Source organism: Sphingomicrobium clamense (assembly GCF_019264355.1).
In the GTDB taxonomy this organism is placed as follows: Bacteria; Pseudomonadota; Alphaproteobacteria; order Sphingomonadales; family Sphingomonadaceae; genus Sphingomicrobium; species Sphingomicrobium clamense.
Genome location: NZ_JAHVAH010000001.1, coordinates 1910437 through 1925366 on the forward strand (window position 1 = coordinate 1910437; position 14930 = coordinate 1925366).

The 14930-nt window shown below is 64.7% G+C and carries 15 protein-coding genes; 12 read left to right on the forward strand and 3 right to left on the reverse strand.

Features of this window, described 5'->3' with window-relative positions; translation table 11 throughout:
• The 6 genes from miaB to metK are packed head-to-tail and all read left to right on the forward strand — an operon-like array spanning position 1 to position 6491.
• On the forward strand, positions 1-1329 hold the full coding sequence (gene miaB, locus KTQ36_RS09795) for a tRNA (N6-isopentenyl adenosine(37)-C2)-methylthiotransferase MiaB (protein WP_218633478.1): 1329 nt from the start codon (positions 1-3) through the stop codon (positions 1327-1329).
• Entirely contained in the window at positions 1329-2324 is a 996-nt protein-coding gene (locus tag KTQ36_RS09800; protein ID WP_218633479.1) for a PhoH family protein, read from the forward strand. The genes miaB and KTQ36_RS09800 overlap by 1 nt, the downstream gene beginning before the upstream one ends.
• Positions 2324-2830: an rRNA maturation RNase YbeY gene (ybeY, locus tag KTQ36_RS09805; protein ID WP_218633480.1), complete on the forward strand. Its 507-nt coding sequence runs from the start codon at positions 2324-2326 to the stop codon at positions 2828-2830. The genes KTQ36_RS09800 and ybeY overlap by 1 nt, the downstream gene beginning before the upstream one ends.
• Before the next feature lie 2 nt (positions 2831-2832).
• Positions 2833-3699: a hemolysin family protein gene (locus tag KTQ36_RS09810; RefSeq protein WP_218633481.1), complete on the forward strand. Its 867-nt coding sequence runs from the start codon at positions 2833-2835 to the stop codon at positions 3697-3699.
• The gene (lnt, locus tag KTQ36_RS09815; protein ID WP_218633482.1) at positions 3696-5237 is read left to right on the forward strand and encodes an apolipoprotein N-acyltransferase; all 1542 of its coding nucleotides are present in this window, start codon (positions 3696-3698) and stop codon (positions 5235-5237) included. The genes KTQ36_RS09810 and lnt overlap by 4 nt, the downstream gene beginning before the upstream one ends.
• 39 nt (positions 5238-5276) lie before the next feature.
• Positions 5277-6491 carry a methionine adenosyltransferase gene (metK, locus tag KTQ36_RS09820; RefSeq protein ID WP_218633483.1) on the forward strand — a complete coding sequence of 405 codons (1215 nt, stop codon included), beginning with the start codon at positions 5277-5279 and terminating at the stop codon, positions 6489-6491.
• Here the strand turns inward: metK and KTQ36_RS11520 are convergent.
• A complete protein-coding gene (locus KTQ36_RS11520) occupies positions 6488-7666 on the reverse strand; it encodes a GGDEF domain-containing protein (RefSeq protein ID WP_218633484.1) in 1179 nt (392 codons plus the stop codon). The two genes, metK and KTQ36_RS11520, sit on opposite strands and share 4 nt — an antisense overlap.
• Before the next feature lie 99 nt (positions 7667-7765).
• Here KTQ36_RS11520 and trmB point away from each other — a divergent pair, with 99 nt between their 5' ends.
• Entirely contained in the window at positions 7766-8470 is a 705-nt protein-coding gene (gene trmB / locus KTQ36_RS09830) for a tRNA (guanine(46)-N(7))-methyltransferase TrmB (protein WP_218633485.1), read from the forward strand.
• Here the strand turns inward: trmB and KTQ36_RS09835 are convergent.
• The gene (locus tag KTQ36_RS09835; protein ID WP_218633486.1) at positions 8467-8817 is read right to left on the reverse strand and encodes a hypothetical protein; all 351 of its coding nucleotides are present in this window, start codon (positions 8815-8817) and stop codon (positions 8467-8469) included. The two genes, trmB and KTQ36_RS09835, sit on opposite strands and share 4 nt — an antisense overlap.
• 82 nt (positions 8818-8899) lie before the next feature.
• Between KTQ36_RS09835 and KTQ36_RS09840 the strand changes: the two genes are divergently transcribed.
• Together KTQ36_RS09840 and KTQ36_RS09845 are read left to right on the forward strand one after the other, a co-directional pair.
• Entirely contained in the window at positions 8900-9940 is a 1041-nt protein-coding gene (locus tag KTQ36_RS09840; protein WP_218633487.1) for a cysteine synthase A, read from the forward strand.
• Between the two features lie 17 nt (positions 9941-9957).
• Positions 9958-10614 carry a peroxiredoxin gene (locus tag KTQ36_RS09845; RefSeq protein WP_218633488.1) on the forward strand — a complete coding sequence of 219 codons (657 nt, stop codon included), beginning with the start codon at positions 9958-9960 and terminating at the stop codon, positions 10612-10614.
• A 48-nt stretch (positions 10615-10662) separates the two neighbouring features.
• Here KTQ36_RS09845 and KTQ36_RS09850 read toward each other — a convergent pair whose 3' ends face one another.
• The gene (locus tag KTQ36_RS09850) at positions 10663-11862 is read right to left on the reverse strand and encodes a PQQ-dependent sugar dehydrogenase (RefSeq protein ID WP_218633489.1); all 1200 of its coding nucleotides are present in this window, start codon (positions 11860-11862) and stop codon (positions 10663-10665) included.
• Between the two features lie 187 nt (positions 11863-12049).
• Here KTQ36_RS09850 and rimP point away from each other — a divergent pair, with 187 nt between their 5' ends.
• The 3 genes from rimP to KTQ36_RS09865 are packed head-to-tail and all read left to right on the forward strand — an operon-like array spanning position 12050 to position 14929.
• Complete coding sequence (gene rimP / locus KTQ36_RS09855) at positions 12050-12580, forward strand: ribosome maturation protein RimP (protein WP_218633490.1); 531 nt, start codon at positions 12050-12052, stop codon at positions 12578-12580.
• 8 nt (positions 12581-12588) lie between these two features.
• A complete protein-coding gene (gene nusA / locus KTQ36_RS09860) occupies positions 12589-14250 on the forward strand; it encodes a transcription termination factor NusA (RefSeq protein ID WP_218633491.1) in 1662 nt (553 codons plus the stop codon).
• The gene (locus KTQ36_RS09865) at positions 14237-14929 is read left to right on the forward strand and encodes a DUF448 domain-containing protein (RefSeq protein WP_218633492.1); all 693 of its coding nucleotides are present in this window, start codon (positions 14237-14239) and stop codon (positions 14927-14929) included. The genes nusA and KTQ36_RS09865 overlap by 14 nt, the downstream gene beginning before the upstream one ends.
• The last annotated feature ends 1 nt before the right edge of the window (position 14930 follow it).

Here is a 14930-nt window from a genome sequence, read left to right on the forward strand (position 1 = left end):
ATGACCGATCCCAAAACCTTCCGAATCAAGAGCTTCGGCTGCCAGATGAACGTCTACGATGGCGAGCGCATGGCCGAACTCATGGCCAAGCAGGGCCTGACCGCAGCCCCCGAGGGCGAGGATGCCGACCTCGTCGTGCTCAACACGTGCCACATCCGCGAAAAGGCGGCGGAAAAAGCCTATTCCGATGTCGGCCGCCTAAAGCGCGAAGATGGCAGCCGTCCGATGGTTGCGCTCGCCGGCTGCGTCGCGCAGGCGGAAGGGGCGGAAGCCCAGCGCCGCAGCGACATGATCGATATCGTCGTCGGACCGCAGGCCTATCACCGCCTCCCCGATCTTGTCGCGGAAGCGCAGAAGGGCAAACGCCCTGTCGATACCGACATGCCCGCCATCTCGAAGTTCGACGCGATGCCCGCGCGTAAGACGGTTGGCCCATCGGCCTTCCTCACCGTTCAGGAAGGCTGCGACAAGTTCTGCACCTATTGCGTCGTTCCCTACACGCGCGGTGCGGAAATCAGCCGACCGTGGGGCGACATCGTCAACGAGGCGCTCTCGCTGGTCGAGCGCGGCGCGCGCGAGATCACGCTGCTGGGGCAGAATGTCTCGGCCTGGAGCGGGATCGACGAAAAGGGCCGCGAAGGCGGGCTCGAACTGCTCGTCCGACGCCTCGCCAAGATCGATGGGCTCGAGCGCATCCGCTACACGACCAGCCATCCTGCAGACATGGACGAGGGGCTGATCGCCGCGCATAGCGAGGTCGAGAAGCTGATGCCCTACCTCCATTTGCCCGTGCAGGCGGGCAGCGACCGGATCCTCAAGGCAATGAACCGCTCGCACACCGCCGAGTCCTACCTGAAACTGCTCGACCGCTTCCGCGCCGCGCGGCCCGACATGGCGATTTCGGGCGACTTCATCGTTGGCTTTCCAGGAGAGACGGAAGAAGATTTCCAAGAAACGCTCGCCATCGTCGATGCGGTCGGTTACGCTTCGGCCTATAGTTTCAAATATTCGGCCCGTCCGGGCACTCCGGCGGCCGAGATGGAAGGAGCGGTCGACGCACACGTGATGGATGACAGGTTGCAGCGCCTCCAGGCGCGCCTTTCCGCACACAGTCTCGCATTCAACCGGTCGAAGGTCGGCGAGACGATGTCCATCCTCATCGACCGCAAGGGTAAGCGCCCGGGCCAGATGATCGGCAAGTCGCCCTGGCTCCAGTCCGTGTTCGCCGAAACCGACGCCCCGATCGGCACGATGCTCGAGGTCGAAATCCTCGAAGCGCTCCCCAACAGCCTCGGTGGCCGCGTGTTGCGACAAGAGGTCGCCGCCTGATGGCCAAACGCGCCGAAGACGCCGCCGTCGAGCAACACGCCCGCCTCGAACTCGAATTCGACCAGCCCTTTCTGCTTGGCCCGCTCTTTGGAGAGTATGACCGCCATCTCGTCATCATCGAGGATCGGCTCGGCGTGAACATCGCCGCGCGCGGCAACCGCGTGCAGATCGAGGGCGACGCCGACGCGTCCGCGCGTGCTCGCGAAGTGCTGCTCGGCCTCTACGAGCGTCTGGATCGAGGACAGGATGTCGATGCCGAAGCTGTCGAGGCGGTGATCGGCATGGCCAACCAGCCTGCATTGGACGGCATCATCGACAAGGAAGTCGCCGATCCGCCCAAGGTGCTGATCCGCACGCGCAAGAAGACGATCGCCCCGCGCAGCGCCAACCAGACGGTCTATATGAAGGCCTTGGCGCGCGACGAGATGATCTTCGCGCTGGGACCCGCAGGCACCGGCAAGACCTATCTCGCAGTCGCGCAGGCGGTTTCGATGCTCATCACCGGAGCGGTCGAACGGCTGATCCTTTCGCGTCCCGCGGTCGAGGCCGGAGAGCGCCTCGGTTTCCTGCCGGGCGACATGAAGGAGAAGGTCGATCCCTATCTCCGCCCGCTCTACGATGCACTGTACGACATGCTGCCGGCCGAACAGGTCGAGCGGCGGATCGCGTCCGGCGAAATCGAGATCGCGCCCATCGCCTTCATGCGTGGCCGCACGCTCAACGACGCCTTCATCATCCTCGACGAGGCGCAGAATACGACGCCGGCGCAGATGAAGATGTTCCTGACCCGCTTCGGGATGCGCAGCCGCATGGTCATTTGCGGCGACCCGATGCAGGTCGACCTGCCCGATCCGGGTGCGAGCGGGCTGGCCGATGCGGTCGGCAAGCTCGAAGGGGTCGAAGGCATCGCTACCGTCCGCTTCACCGCGACCGACGTCGTGCGCCACCCGCTGGTCGGACGCATCGTCGAGGCGTATGAGGGACAGCAAGGCTGATGCTCGACCTCGTCCTCGAAACCGATCCCGAATGGGAGTCTAGCGGCACCGATTGGGCCGTCGTGGCCGATCGCGCGGTTCGCGCTGCGGTCTCGGCGTCCGCATTTCCGCAACTGCTCGCCACCGAGCGCCTGGTCGAATTGTCGATGAGCCTTGCCACTGATGATGATGTCCACACCCTCAACGAACAATGGCGTGGGAAAGATAAGCCCACCAATGTGTTGAGCTTCCCGATGACCGACGCCGATGAACTGGATGCGGAGCCCAGCAGTTCGCTGCCGCTGATGCTTGGCGATATCATCCTCGCGCACGGCGTGTGCACGCGCGAGGCCGACGACAAGGGCATCGCCTTTGCCGATCACGCGCAGCATCTGATGGTGCACGGCACGCTCCACCTTCTGGGCTACGACCACCTCGAGGACGAGCAGGCGGAAGCGATGGAAGCGCTCGAGCGCCAGGCGTTGGCCGGCCTCGGTATCGCCGACCCCTACCGGGCGGAGGCGTAACGATGGCGACGCGTCCCGAAGAAGGATCGAGACTGTGGCGCGGCATGCGCTCGCTGCTGTTCGGCGAAGATAGCGAACCGTCGCTGCGCGAAGAGATCGAGGCCGCAATCGACGAAGCGGATGCCGAGCCTCCGATTGCCGGCGACCTCACCTCGTCCGAACGCACGATGCTGCGCAATTTGCTGCATTTCGGCGACCGGACCGCGGGCGACATTTGCGTCCCGCGCGGCGAAATCGTGTCGGTCGACGCCAGCTCGAGCTTCGATGACATCGTCGACGCCTTTGCTGAGGCCGAGCATAGCCGCCTGCCGATCAAGGCCGGCAGCCTCGACGACATTGTCGGGATGATCCACATCAAGGACCTGTTCCAGGCCAAGGTCGGCAGCCGCAGCCGCGATCTCGACAAACTGATGCGCACGCCGCTCTTCGTCCCCGAGGCGATGGGCGTGCTCGACCTGCTTGCCCGCATGCGCGCCGAGCGCACCCACCTCGCCATCGTCGTCGACGAACATGGTGGCACCGAGGGATTGGTTACCATCGAGGACGTCGTCGAGGAGATTGTCGGCGAGATCGAGGACGAGCATGACGAGCAGGAAGAGGCGATGCTGGTCCAGATCGGCGAAGGCCGCTGGGAAGCCGACGCCCGCGTCGAGCTTGAGCAGATCAACGCCGATGTCGATGCGCGCCTCACCTGGGACGAAGACGATGTCGAGACGATTGGCGGGCTGGTGCTCGCCATCGCCGACCGCATTCTCGAGCCCGGCGAAGCAGTCTGCCATCCGAGCGGCTGGACGCTCGAATGTGTCGATGCAGATGCGAAGCGCATGACACGCATCCGCCTCACCGCACCAGAACCCGCGGGCGAATGACCAAGCTCCTGGCGCATCTCGGCGGGCCCCGCGCGCCGTGGATCGCGCTGGTCACCGGACTGCTGAGCGCGTTCGCGTTCCAGCCGGTCGGGTTGTGGCCGCTCATGCCCCTCGCCTTCGCGTTGCTGGCCGCCATGCTATGGGTCGCGCCGACCTGGAAACGCGCGGCGCTGATCGGATGGATGTTCGGGCTGGGCCAGTTCGTGCTCGGCCTCAACTGGATCGCCACCGCGTTCACCTTCCAGGCAGCCATGCCCGCTTTTTTCGGCTGGATCGCAGTCGTGCTGCTGTCCTTCTACCTTGCGGTCTATCCGATGCTCGCCGCGCTGGCCGGATGGTTCGCGCGCCAATCACCGACCGGCATGGTCCTGGCGCTAGGTGGCGGGTGGGCGATCGCCGAATGGCTGCGCGCCAACGTCTTCACGGGCTTCTCCTGGAATCCGGTCGGGGTGGCCTTGGCCGACACGCCGTGGCGCGAGACGGCCCAGCTGGTCGGCACCTATTCGCTAAGCGCCATCGTCGTGCTGCTGGGCGGCGCGATCTGGCTGGCGTCGACGCGGGCGTGGAAGGCCCCCGTTGCCATTGCAGCGACCTGCTTTCTTCTGCCCTTCTTCGCCAATAACGATTTGAAACCGGAAACTTCAGTACCGATCCGCGTCGTGCAACCGAACATCCCGCAGGAGGAAAAATATCTGCCGGGTGGCGATGCGGTGGCTGCTGGTCGATTACTGGGACTGTCGAGGGACGCGCGGCCCGAGACCGGTGCATCTCCAGCCATCGTCTTCTGGCCCGAAGCGGCGATGACCGCGCCGATGCGCGACGAGCGGCTGGTTGGCAGCGGCCTGGCATTGCGCCAACGCGAAGTCGCGGCCGACGCCATCGCATCCGACGCCATCTTGCTGGCCGGAGGGGTCGGCATCGAGTCCGCCAACGGCCGCGACGTCACCGGCGCGACCAACAGCGTCTATGCCATCGACGCCAATGGCAGCATCGTCGGCAGCTACGACAAGGCGCACCTCGTCCCCTATGGCGAATATCTGCCGATGCGCTGGCTGCTCGAACCGCTCGGCCTGTCGCGACTGGTGCCCGGCAGCCTCGATTTCACCCCCGGCCCGGGCGCACGGAGCATCGACCTGCCCAACGGGCTCAAGGCGGGCCTGCAGGTCTGCTACGAAATCATCTTCTCGGGCGAAGTGGTCGACCGCGAGAACCGTCCCGACTTCATATTCAACCCGTCGAACGACGCATGGTTCGGCGCCTGGGGCCCACCTCAGCACTTGGCGCAGGCACGGCTGCGCGCCGCCGAGGAAGGGCTGCCCGTCATTCGCGCGACCCCGACCGGGATCAGCGCCGTGATCGCCGCCGACGGATCGCTGGTCGAGACGATCGGCATGGGCGAGCGCGGCGCGATCGACACGATCCTGCCCGCCCCCGCGCTGCGCCCGACACCCTTTGCGCATCTCGGCAACTTCATCCCGCTCCTGCTCTCGGCCCTGCTGCTGATCACTGGCGTTGCCCTCGCGCGGCGCGCTCGTTAGACCGAGGCCAAGCACGTTTCTCAAAGGCACGAACACCCCATGCGTTCATCCTATCTCTTCACGTCGGAAAGCGTTTCCGAGGGTCATCCCGACAAGGTCGCGGACCAGATCAGCGACGCCATCGTCGACTTGTTCATCTCCAAGGACCCCGAAGCGCGCGTCGCGTGCGAAACGCTGGTGACGACCAACCTCGTCGTGCTGGCAGGCGAGATTCGCGGGCAGGGCGTGATGGATACGGACGGCAACTGGGCGCCCGGCATCAAGCGCGAGATCGAGGACCGCGTGCGCGCGACGGTCAAGCGGATCGGCTACGAGCAGACGGGCTTCCACTGGGACAAGCTTGATTTCGAAAACCATCTCCATGCCCAGTCCGCGCATATCGCGCAGGGCGTCGATGCCAGCGGCAACAAGGACGAGGGCGCGGGCGACCAGGGCATCATGTTCGGTTTCGCCTGCGACGAGACGCCCGACCTGATGCCCGCGGCGATCGATTACAGCCACAAGATCCTGCAAAAGCTGGCGCGCGACCGTCATGACGGGGTCGCTCCCTATCTGGAACCCGATGCCAAGAGTCAGGTGACGTTGCGCTACAAGGACGGACGCCCGGTCGAATGCACCGCAGTCGTCGTGTCGACCCAGCATGCCGAAGGCTATGACGAAGGCGACAAGCTCGAGGAGCTACACAATTACGTGAAATCGGTTGTGGCCGAGGTGCTTCCCGACGGCCTGCTCACCGACAACACCGTCTATCACATCAACCCGACGGGCAGCTTCGTCATCGGCGGTCCCGACGGTGACGCGGGCATTACCGGCCGCAAGATCATCGTCGACACCTATGGCGGTGCAGCGCCCCATGGCGGCGGTGCCTTTTCGGGCAAGGACCCGACCAAGGTCGACCGGTCGGCAGCCTATATTTCGCGCTATCTGGCCAAGAATATCGTCGCGGCCGGCTTGGCCAAGCGCTGCACGATCCAGCTCGCCTACGCCATCGGCGTGAGCCAGCCGCTGTCGCTTTACGTCGACACGCACGGGACGGGCACCGTTCCCGACGATGCGATTGAGGCCGCGATCTTCTCGATCGAGAAACTGGGCGGTCTCACCCCCCGCGCGATCCGCACGCATCTAGGCCTCAACAAGCCGATTTACGAGCGCAGCGCAGCCTATGGCCACTTCGGGCGTCAGGCGCGCGACGACTACTTCCCATGGGAAGCGACCGACCTGGTCGACGATCTTACGGCTGCGGTAACGCTCTAGGCGCTTTTCTCGAGCGCTTCGGTCATGACGGTCACGCCGTTGGCGTGGCGCGCGCCGACGACGCAATCCCGGCCCAGTCCCTTGGCGCGATAGAGCGCCTGGTCGGCCAGCCGCATCGCCTCGGTCAGGGTCGCTCCGGCATTGCGGACATGGAAACCGACCGACGCGCTCGGCTGGTAGCCGGCGAGCGGACCGTCGAGGCTGACATCGCCGATCGCCTCGTGCGCGGCGACGGCGAGTTCCTCGAGCCGCTCCTTATGCTCCTGCTCGATCAACGCCATGAATTCTTCGCCACCCAATCGGCAAAGGTGGCCGCATTCGCCGATCCGCTTCTCGAGCGCTTTCGCGACCGCTACGAGAAGGCGATCACCTTCGGGATGGCCGAAGCGGTCATTGACCGACTTGAAATGGTCCATGTCGATGGCGATCACGCCACCGCAGCGCCATTTGCGCCGCCCCTCCATGTCGATCGCATCGTCGAGCGCGCGGCGATTGCCAAGACCGGTCAGCGGGTCGATCGCGCTCTTGCGGGCATGTTCGAGCACCGTGTCGACGCCGATCGCCACGAGCAACGCCAGTCCCGCGAGGAGACCGAAAGCCGCCGACGTCAGGTGGAAGACGATATTGTAGGTATCGTCGAAGAAGCGCCCCGCGCTGTCTTCGGTGACGAAGGCGCCGAATACGAATATTCGGACGAGATAAGTGACCGAACCGAAGCCGAGCACGGCGATCGCGATCTTGTCGATCAGCGCATCGCCGCGCGTGCGCACCAGCTGCCAGACCACCGAAGCGGTGAGGATGAAGGCTGCGATCTGGACCGCGATAGTGCGGGTATTCTCGCTATGATCGACCCCGAAGAGCGGGAAATAGAGGATCGGAATAGCCAGTGTCGCGATTGCCGGTCCCGGAAGCGGGCTTCGTTTGCGAACCAGGAACGCCTTGGAGAGGAGCAGCAGGGTCGCGAAGTGAATGGTGAGCGTGAGCCACTTGAGCCACTCGTCGCCGGGTGGGCGGAACAGGTCGACGATCGCGCCGATCCCCGCCACCAGAAAGGCTGCCGCGCCCCAGATCGCGCTCTTGCGCCCCCGATCCTCGATCGCGAGCAGGGCAAGGATGAGCGCGAGCACAAGAAAGAAGCCCGGTACGACCAGCAGGAAGATGGCTGAATCGATCACCGTGTGTGTTCTAAACGCAGATCAATATTTTTGAAGTTCATATTCTTCCCGCTCTGACCGCCATTGCCTGTCGCGCGCCCTTCGAATAGATCGCGCCGCATGACGGCACACAAGCAAGGCGACCCGACAACCCTCAATCGGCTTTACGGCCGTTCCAGCGGCCACCGGCTGCGCAAAACGCAGCAGGATTTAGTGGACAACCTGCTGCCGCAGCTGGAGGTTCCGGACGAAGGGCCCATTACCGCTCAGTCGCTGTTTGGCGAGGACCGGCCGCTTCATTTCGAAATTGGGTTCGGCGGGGGCGAGCATCTCGCCTATCGCGCGGACCTGCTGCCCGACCACGGGTTCATCGGCTGCGAGCCGTTCCTCAATGGCGTCGCCCAGGCGCTGACGCATATCCGCAACGGGACGCTTGCCAACATACGCCTGCACATGGGCGACGCGCTCCAGGTGCTGCGCCGCGTGCCCGACGGCGCGCTCAGCTTCGTCTATCTCCTCCACCCCGATCCGTGGCCCAAGGCGCGCCATGCCAAGCGGCGGATGATGAATGACGGTCCGGTCGACCTGATTGCGAGCAAGCTGAAGTCTGGCGGCGAGTTCCGCGTCGCCACCGACCATCCCGTCTATCTTGAATGGGCGCTTATGGTCATGCAGCGCGCGAGCCATCGCGAGCAATTCGACTGGGTGATCGAGGACGCCATGGGGTTCCTGGAAAAGCCGGGCGGATGGATCGACACGCGCTATGCCGCCAAGGCGCGGCGCGAGGGGCGCCGGCCCTATTACCTGCGCTATCGCAAGCGCTAGTCCTGCTGGCAGACCATCGACTGGGTGCGCGTTTCGGTCCGAAAGGCGCCGACCCACTCGGTGCCGGTCTTGCGCGCTTCGATCCGCGCAACGCGGGTCAGCGTCTCGCTGTTGACAATATCGACATAGAGCCGCTCGTCGTCGATCCAGTGCTGCCCGATCTCGCGGTCGATCCAGCGCTCGCCCTGCTGTTCCTTGATCGACCAGGTCGCGGCCGCGTGCGTGCCCGCCATCAGGCTATAGACCCGCTCGGGGCCCTCGATCGTGCTGCACACGATGCCCTGCGTTGCCGACGCGGGCGACGCGAGCAGGACAGCGGCGAAGGCGGAAAGAATTACACTACGCATTTCAGCGATTTAGGCACCGTTGGATGAACACCAAGTTACCAACCCCTTATCGCGGCACGCTCGACACCCTAGATAGGCGGGCATGACCATCCGCAACTCCGTCCTCGACGCCATCGGCAACACGCCGCTCATCAAGCTCCAGCGCGCGTCGGAGGAAACCGGCTGCACGATCCTTGGCAAGGCGGAGTGGATGAACCCGGGCCAGTCGGTGAAGGACCGCGCGGCCAAGTTCCTGGTCCTCGACGCCATGCGCGAAGGCCGGATCGAGCGCGGCGGTACGATCGTCGACGGCACGGCGGGCAATACCGGTATCGGGCTCACCATGGTCGGCAATGCGCTGGGAATGGAGACGGTGATCGTCATCCCCGACACGCAGACCGAGGAAAAGAAGCAGACGCTTCGCATGCTCGGCGCGCAGCTCGTCGAGGTGCCGGCCGTCCCGTACAAGAACCCCAACAATTATGTGAAGGTCGCCGGCCGGATCGCCGAGCAACTTGCCGGGACCAAGGCGGGTGGCGCGATGTTCGCGGACCAGTTCGACAATCCGGCCAACCGTCAGGCGCATGTCGAGACGACCGGCCCCGAAATCTGGACCCAGACCGACGGCAAGGTCGACGGTTTCATCTGCGCGGTCGGCACCGGCGGCACGCTTGCGGGCACGGCATTGGCGCTTCGCGAACGCAAGAGCGACGTGCAGATCGGGATCGTCGATCCGCCCGGCGCCGCCCTCTTTTCCTATTTCACCGACGGCGAATTGAAGGCCGAAGGCAGCTCGATCACCGAAGGCATCGGGCAGGGCCGCATCACCGGCAACCTCGATGGGCTCGAAGTCGATCATGCCTTCCGGGTCGAAGACCAGGAAAGCCTCGACGTCAATTTTGCCTTGCTCGAAGAAGAAGGCCTTAACCTGGGCCTTTCCTCGGGCATCAATGTCGCTGGCGCGATCCGTCTCGCGAAGGAAATGGGGCCCGGCCACACCATCGTGACCGTCCTGTGCGATCCCGGCACTCGCTATGCCTCGCGACTGTTCAATCCGGAATTCCTGGCCTCGAAGGGCCTCGAAGTCCCCGCATTCCTGACCCGCGAAACGCAGGTCGACATCCCCTATCAACCCACCGAATAAGAAGAGGAGCTCCCACCATGACACTTTCCATCGGCTCGACCGCGCCCGATTTCACTGCCGAGACGACGCAAGGCTCGATCAGCTTCCACGACTGGATCGGCGACAGCTGGGCGATCCTCTTCTCGCACCCCAAGGCGTTCACGCCGGTTTGCACGACCGAGCTTGGCTACATGGCCGGGCTCACCGACGAGTTCGCCAAGCGCAACACCAAGATCATCGGCCTGTCGGTCGACAGCAGCGAGGACAATCGCAACTGGCTGCCCGACATCGAGGACGTGTCCGGAAACAGCGTCGGTTACCCGGTGATCGGTGACGTCGACCTCAATGTCGCAAAGGCCTACAACATGCTGCCGGCCGACGAGAGCGGCACGGCGGAAGGCCGCACCGCCGCCAACAACGCGACCGTGCGCACCGTCTACATCATCGGCCCGGACAAGAAGATCCGCGCGATGCTGCTCTATCCGATGAGCTCGGGCCGCAACTTCGACGAGGTGCTGCGCCTGCTCGACAGCGTCCAGCTGACCGAATACAAGGGCGTCGCGACGCCGGTAAACTGGCAGGACGGCGACGACGTCATCATCCCGCCGACGGTCAGCGACGACGATGCGAAGGCCAAGTTTGGCGACTTCGAAACCGTCAAACCCTATCTGCGCCGCATCCCGCAGCCGCAGTAGTTTTCGGCGTGACGAATGAAGGGCGGTGCCGGGAGACCGGCGCCGCCCCTATTCTTTGGGCATCAGCTTGAGCAGGCGACCCTGCGAGTCCCCGCGGTCGTCTTCGAGCAGGTAGACCGCGCCGTCGGGACCCTGCACGACCTCACGAATGCGCGCGCCCATGGCGTAGCTGGTGACATCGGTGGCGCGATCGCCGTCGAGGCTCACCACGTTGAGTTCCTGCCCCGACAAGCCCGGGATCAGCGCATCGCCCGTCCAGTCGGCGAACAGGTCACCCGAATAGATAAGCAGGCTCGCCGGACTGGTCGCCGGATCCCAATAGGCGACCGGCTTCACATAGGGATCGTCCGCCGTGTGATCGGGGATCGGGGTGCCGTTATAATTGTCGCCATAGCTTGCCTTGGGCCAACCGTAATTGCCGCCCTTCGTGATGAGGTTCAGCTCGTCGCCGTGCTTGGGCCCCATCTCGATCTCCCAAAGTCGTCCATCTGGCGCGAAGTCGAGGCCGAGCAGGTTGCGATGGCCGTAGGACCAGATCTCGGCGGTCGAGCCGCCCTGGTCGTAGAGCGGATTCCCCTCCGCTGCACTGCCGTCGAGATTGAGCCGCAAGACGGTCCCGAGGTTGTTTTCATTGTCCTGCGCCGGGTCCTGCTCTTGGCGGTCGCCCGAGGTTACGAACATATATTGACCATCGGGGGAGAAGTGGATGCGGTGCGAATAGTGGCCGCGCCCCTCGGTCTTGTCCTGACGCCACAGCACCTCGACACCGGTCAGGCGACAGGCCTCTTCGCTCTGGCACAGGAGCTTGCCCTTGCCGACGACCGCGCCACGGCTGTTGCCTTCGCCCGCCTCGACCCAGCTCATGTAAAGATCGCCGCCCTGCCCCATCGGGCTTTCCCAGTCGGGGCCGAAAGCGATATCGCCGAAGCCGCCCTGCCCACCATAATCGACCTTCGGAACGCCGCTGACCGATCCGGTCGAGCCGCTCTCGACGTCGACGAACCAGAGCCGGCCCTCCTTGCCGCTGATGAACAGGAGGTTCGTGCCGGGCATGAAATCGGCGGCCCACGGCTCGTCATATTCGCCCATCGCCTCGACCGTGAACGGCGCATCGGCCTGTGCGACTTCGTTATGCGCGGAGATCGGCGCGATCGAGCTCGAGCTGCTCGCCGCTGGCTCTGCCTCGCCCGGCGCGGAAGCCGTGCAGGCGGCGGTGACGAGGGCTAGCGGGATCAGCGAGGCGCGCATTTCATTCTCCTTTTTGGGACGGGCATCATGACGCCAACGCGGGCAAGCCACAATGGTGTCATGGATCGCTTGCATAGGAGGCCGCTCGCGCCTATATGCGCATCACCTCCTCACATCGTTAGCGATCTGAGGCTGGTCCCGGGGATCGGGGCCGGCACCGGGGCCCATTGCTTGTGAAAGACATGATTTGACCGACACTGCCGCCATTGCGACCATTATCGAACCCATCGTCGAGGACATGGGATTCAAGCTGGTGCGCGTGAAGATGATCGGCGGGGCGGAGGAGCCCACGCTCCAGGTCATGGCCGAGCGTCCCGACACGCGGCAGCTGACCATCGAGGATTGCGCCGACATTTCGCGCGCGCTCGACGAGCCGCTGGAAGAGGCGGACCCGATCGATCATGCCTACCGGCTCGAAGTGTCCTCGCCCGGCATCGACCGTCCGCTGACCCGTTGGCAGGACTATGTCGACTGGACCGGCCACCTCGCGCGCATCACGCTCGAGAAGAAGCATGAGGGCCAGAAGAAATTCAAAGGCGAGCTTGAAGGGGTCGACGAGGACGCGCGCACCATCGCGCTGACCGACGACCACGACCAGCGGCACGTCATCCCGTTCGACCTGATCGAGGATGCCAAGCTGCTGTTCACCGACAAGCTGCTCCAGGAAACCCAGCCGCTGTCTGCTGACGGCGCCGACGAAATCAATGAAGAAGGGTAAGACGAATCATGGTTGAGACCCAGCCGAACCCCCCGGCCCCCGCAGCCGCCTCCGCCAACAAGGCCGAGCTGCTCGCGATTGCCGACGCCGTCGCGCGTGAAAAGCTGATCGACAAGGCCATCGTCATCGAGGCGATGGAAGACGCGATCCAGCGCGCTGCCCGCGCCCGTTACGGCAACGAAAACGACATCCGCGCGAAGCTCGACCCTAATTCGGGCGACCTGCGCCTGTGGCGTGTCCTCGAAGTCGTCGAGGACGTCGAAGACCATTTCAAGCAGGTCGACCTCAAGGGTGCGCAGAAGCTGCAGGACGGGGCCGCCATCGGCGACTTCATCGTCGACCCGCTGCCCCCGATCGAATTCGGGCGCATCGCCGCGCAGGCCGCCAAGCAGGTCATCTTCCAGAAGGTCCGCGACGCCGAGCGCGAGCGTCAGTATGAAGAGTTCAAGGATCGCGCGGGCGAAGTCATCACCGGCGTCGTCAAGCGCGTCGAGTTCGGCCATGTCGTGGTCGACCTGGGTCGCGCCGAAGGCGTCATCCGCCGCGACGCACAGATCCCGCGCGAAATGGTGCGCGTCGGCGACCGTATCCGCTCGCTGATCATGCGCGTCAGCCGCGAAACCCGCGGTCCGCAGATTTTCCTTAGCCGTGCGCACCCCGATTTCATGCGCAAGCTGTTCGCGCAGGAAGTCCCCGAAATTTACGACGGCATTATCGAGATCAAGGCCGCCGCCCGCGACCCGGGTTCGCGCGCCAAGATCGGCGTCATCAGCTATGACAGCTCCATCGATCCCGTCGGCGCCTGCGTCGGCATGAAGGGCAGCCGCGTCCAGGCGGTCGTCCAGGAATTGCAGGGCGAGAAGATCGACATCATCCCGTGGTCGGAAGACCTCGCGACGTTTGTCGTCAACGCGCTCCAGCCCGCGACCGTCAGCCGCGTCGTCATCGACGAGGAAGAAGGCCGCATCGAAGTCGTCGTTCCCGACGACCAGCTTTCGCTTGCCATCGGTCGCCGCGGCCAGAACGTGCGTCTTGCCAGCCAGCTGACCGACAGCCAGATCGACATCCTCACCGAAGCCGATGCCAGCGAGAAGCGGCAGAAGGAATTCGTCGAGCGTACCGAGATGTTCCAGAACGAACTCGACGTCGACGAAACCCTCGCCCAGCTGCTGGTCGCCGAAGGCTTCACGAGCCTCGAGGAAGTCGCCTACGTCCCGCAGGACGAGCTTTCGACCATCGAGGGCCTCGACGAGGAAATCGCCGAAGAGCTGCAGAGTCGTGCCAAGGAAGCGCTCGATCGTCAGGAAGAAGCCGCGCGCGAGAAGCGCCGCGAGCTGGGCGTCGAAGATGCGGTGGCCGAGCTGCCGCACATCTCCGAAGCCATGGCGGTCACGCTTGGCGAAGCCGGCCTGACGACTCTCGACGACGTCGCCGACCTTGCCACCGACGAGTTGATCCAGAAGAAGCGCGAAACGCCGCGCCGTCGCGCCGACAGCAAGCGCCCCGAAGACAAGGGTGGCGTGCTGGGCGAATATGGCCTGAGCGAAGAGCAGGGCAATGAGATCATCATGGCCGCCCGCGCGCACTGGTTCGAAGACGAAGACGAAGCCGAGGCTCCCGCCGAAGCTGCGCCCGAAAAGGAGGACGCGGCTGCGGATGGGGACCAATGATCGCCTGACGACGGATAAGACCGCTCCCGAGCGGACCTGCATCCTAACCCGCGAGGCAGCGCCCAAGGCGCGCCTCGTGCGGTTGGTCGTGGGTCCGGACGGTGCCGTGCATCCCGACGTGCGCGCCAAGGCTTCGGGCCGCGGCGCCTATCTAGGCGTGTCTAAAGCCGCGCTCGAAACCGCGGTCGCCAAGGGCACGCTGAAGGGCGCGCTGGCGCGGGCCTTCAAGGGCTCGGTCGCCTATCCTGACGACCTGCCCGAGCGTATCGAAGCCGCGCTGGAGCGCAATGCGCTCGACCGGCTGGGGCTGGAGGCGCGGGGCGGCACGCTGGTCAACGGTGCGGAGAAAGTCGAAACGGCCTGCCGCAGCGGCCAGGCGCGGCTGCTTCTCCATGCAGCGGACGCCTCCGAAGGCGGCCGCAAGAAGATCGACCAGGCGTGGCGCGTGGGCGGGCAAGAAGGCCGGGGGCTTGTCCTTCCAGTCGACCGTACCCACCTCTCGATGGCGCTTGGACGCGAAAATGTGGTACATGTGGCATTGATCGATGCCGCAGCCGCCAGGCGGGTGCTGGATGCGCTCGAGCGGTGGCATGCTTTCCTTGATGCCGATGCTGGGCTAGACGGCGGCAACGCCGTCGATGGCGAAGCATCGGCGAATGACGAGACGACGAAGGATTAGA

Bases quoted from the DNA above. Each gene is read 5' to 3' on its own strand.
- KTQ36_RS09800 (WP_218633479.1), top strand. From the start codon at position 1,329: ATGGCCAAACGCGCCGAAGACGCCGCCGTCGAGCAACACGCCCGCCTC.
- metK (WP_218633483.1), top strand. From the start codon at position 5,277: ATGCGTTCATCCTATCTCTTCACGTCGGAAAGCGTTTCCGAGGGTCAT.
- KTQ36_RS09840 (WP_218633487.1), top strand. From the start codon at position 8,900: ATGACCATCCGCAACTCCGTCCTCGACGCCATCGGCAACACGCCGCTC.
- miaB (WP_218633478.1), top strand. From the start codon at position 1: ATGACCGATCCCAAAACCTTCCGAATCAAGAGCTTCGGCTGCCAGATG.
- trmB (WP_218633485.1), top strand. From the start codon at position 7,766: ATGACGGCACACAAGCAAGGCGACCCGACAACCCTCAATCGGCTTTAC.
- ybeY (WP_218633480.1), top strand. From the start codon at position 2,324: ATGCTCGACCTCGTCCTCGAAACCGATCCCGAATGGGAGTCTAGCGGC.
- KTQ36_RS09865 (WP_218633492.1), top strand. From the start codon at position 14,237: ATGGGGACCAATGATCGCCTGACGACGGATAAGACCGCTCCCGAGCGG.
- KTQ36_RS09845 (WP_218633488.1), top strand. From the start codon at position 9,958: ATGACACTTTCCATCGGCTCGACCGCGCCCGATTTCACTGCCGAGACG.
- KTQ36_RS09850 (WP_218633489.1), bottom strand. From the start codon at position 11,862: ATGCGCGCCTCGCTGATCCCGCTAGCCCTCGTCACCGCCGCCTGCACG.
- KTQ36_RS09835 (WP_218633486.1), bottom strand. From the start codon at position 8,817: ATGCGTAGTGTAATTCTTTCCGCCTTCGCCGCTGTCCTGCTCGCGTCG.
- lnt (WP_218633482.1), top strand. From the start codon at position 3,696: ATGACCAAGCTCCTGGCGCATCTCGGCGGGCCCCGCGCGCCGTGGATC.
- nusA (WP_218633491.1), top strand. From the start codon at position 12,589: ATGGTTGAGACCCAGCCGAACCCCCCGGCCCCCGCAGCCGCCTCCGCC.
- KTQ36_RS09810 (WP_218633481.1), top strand. From the start codon at position 2,833: ATGGCGACGCGTCCCGAAGAAGGATCGAGACTGTGGCGCGGCATGCGC.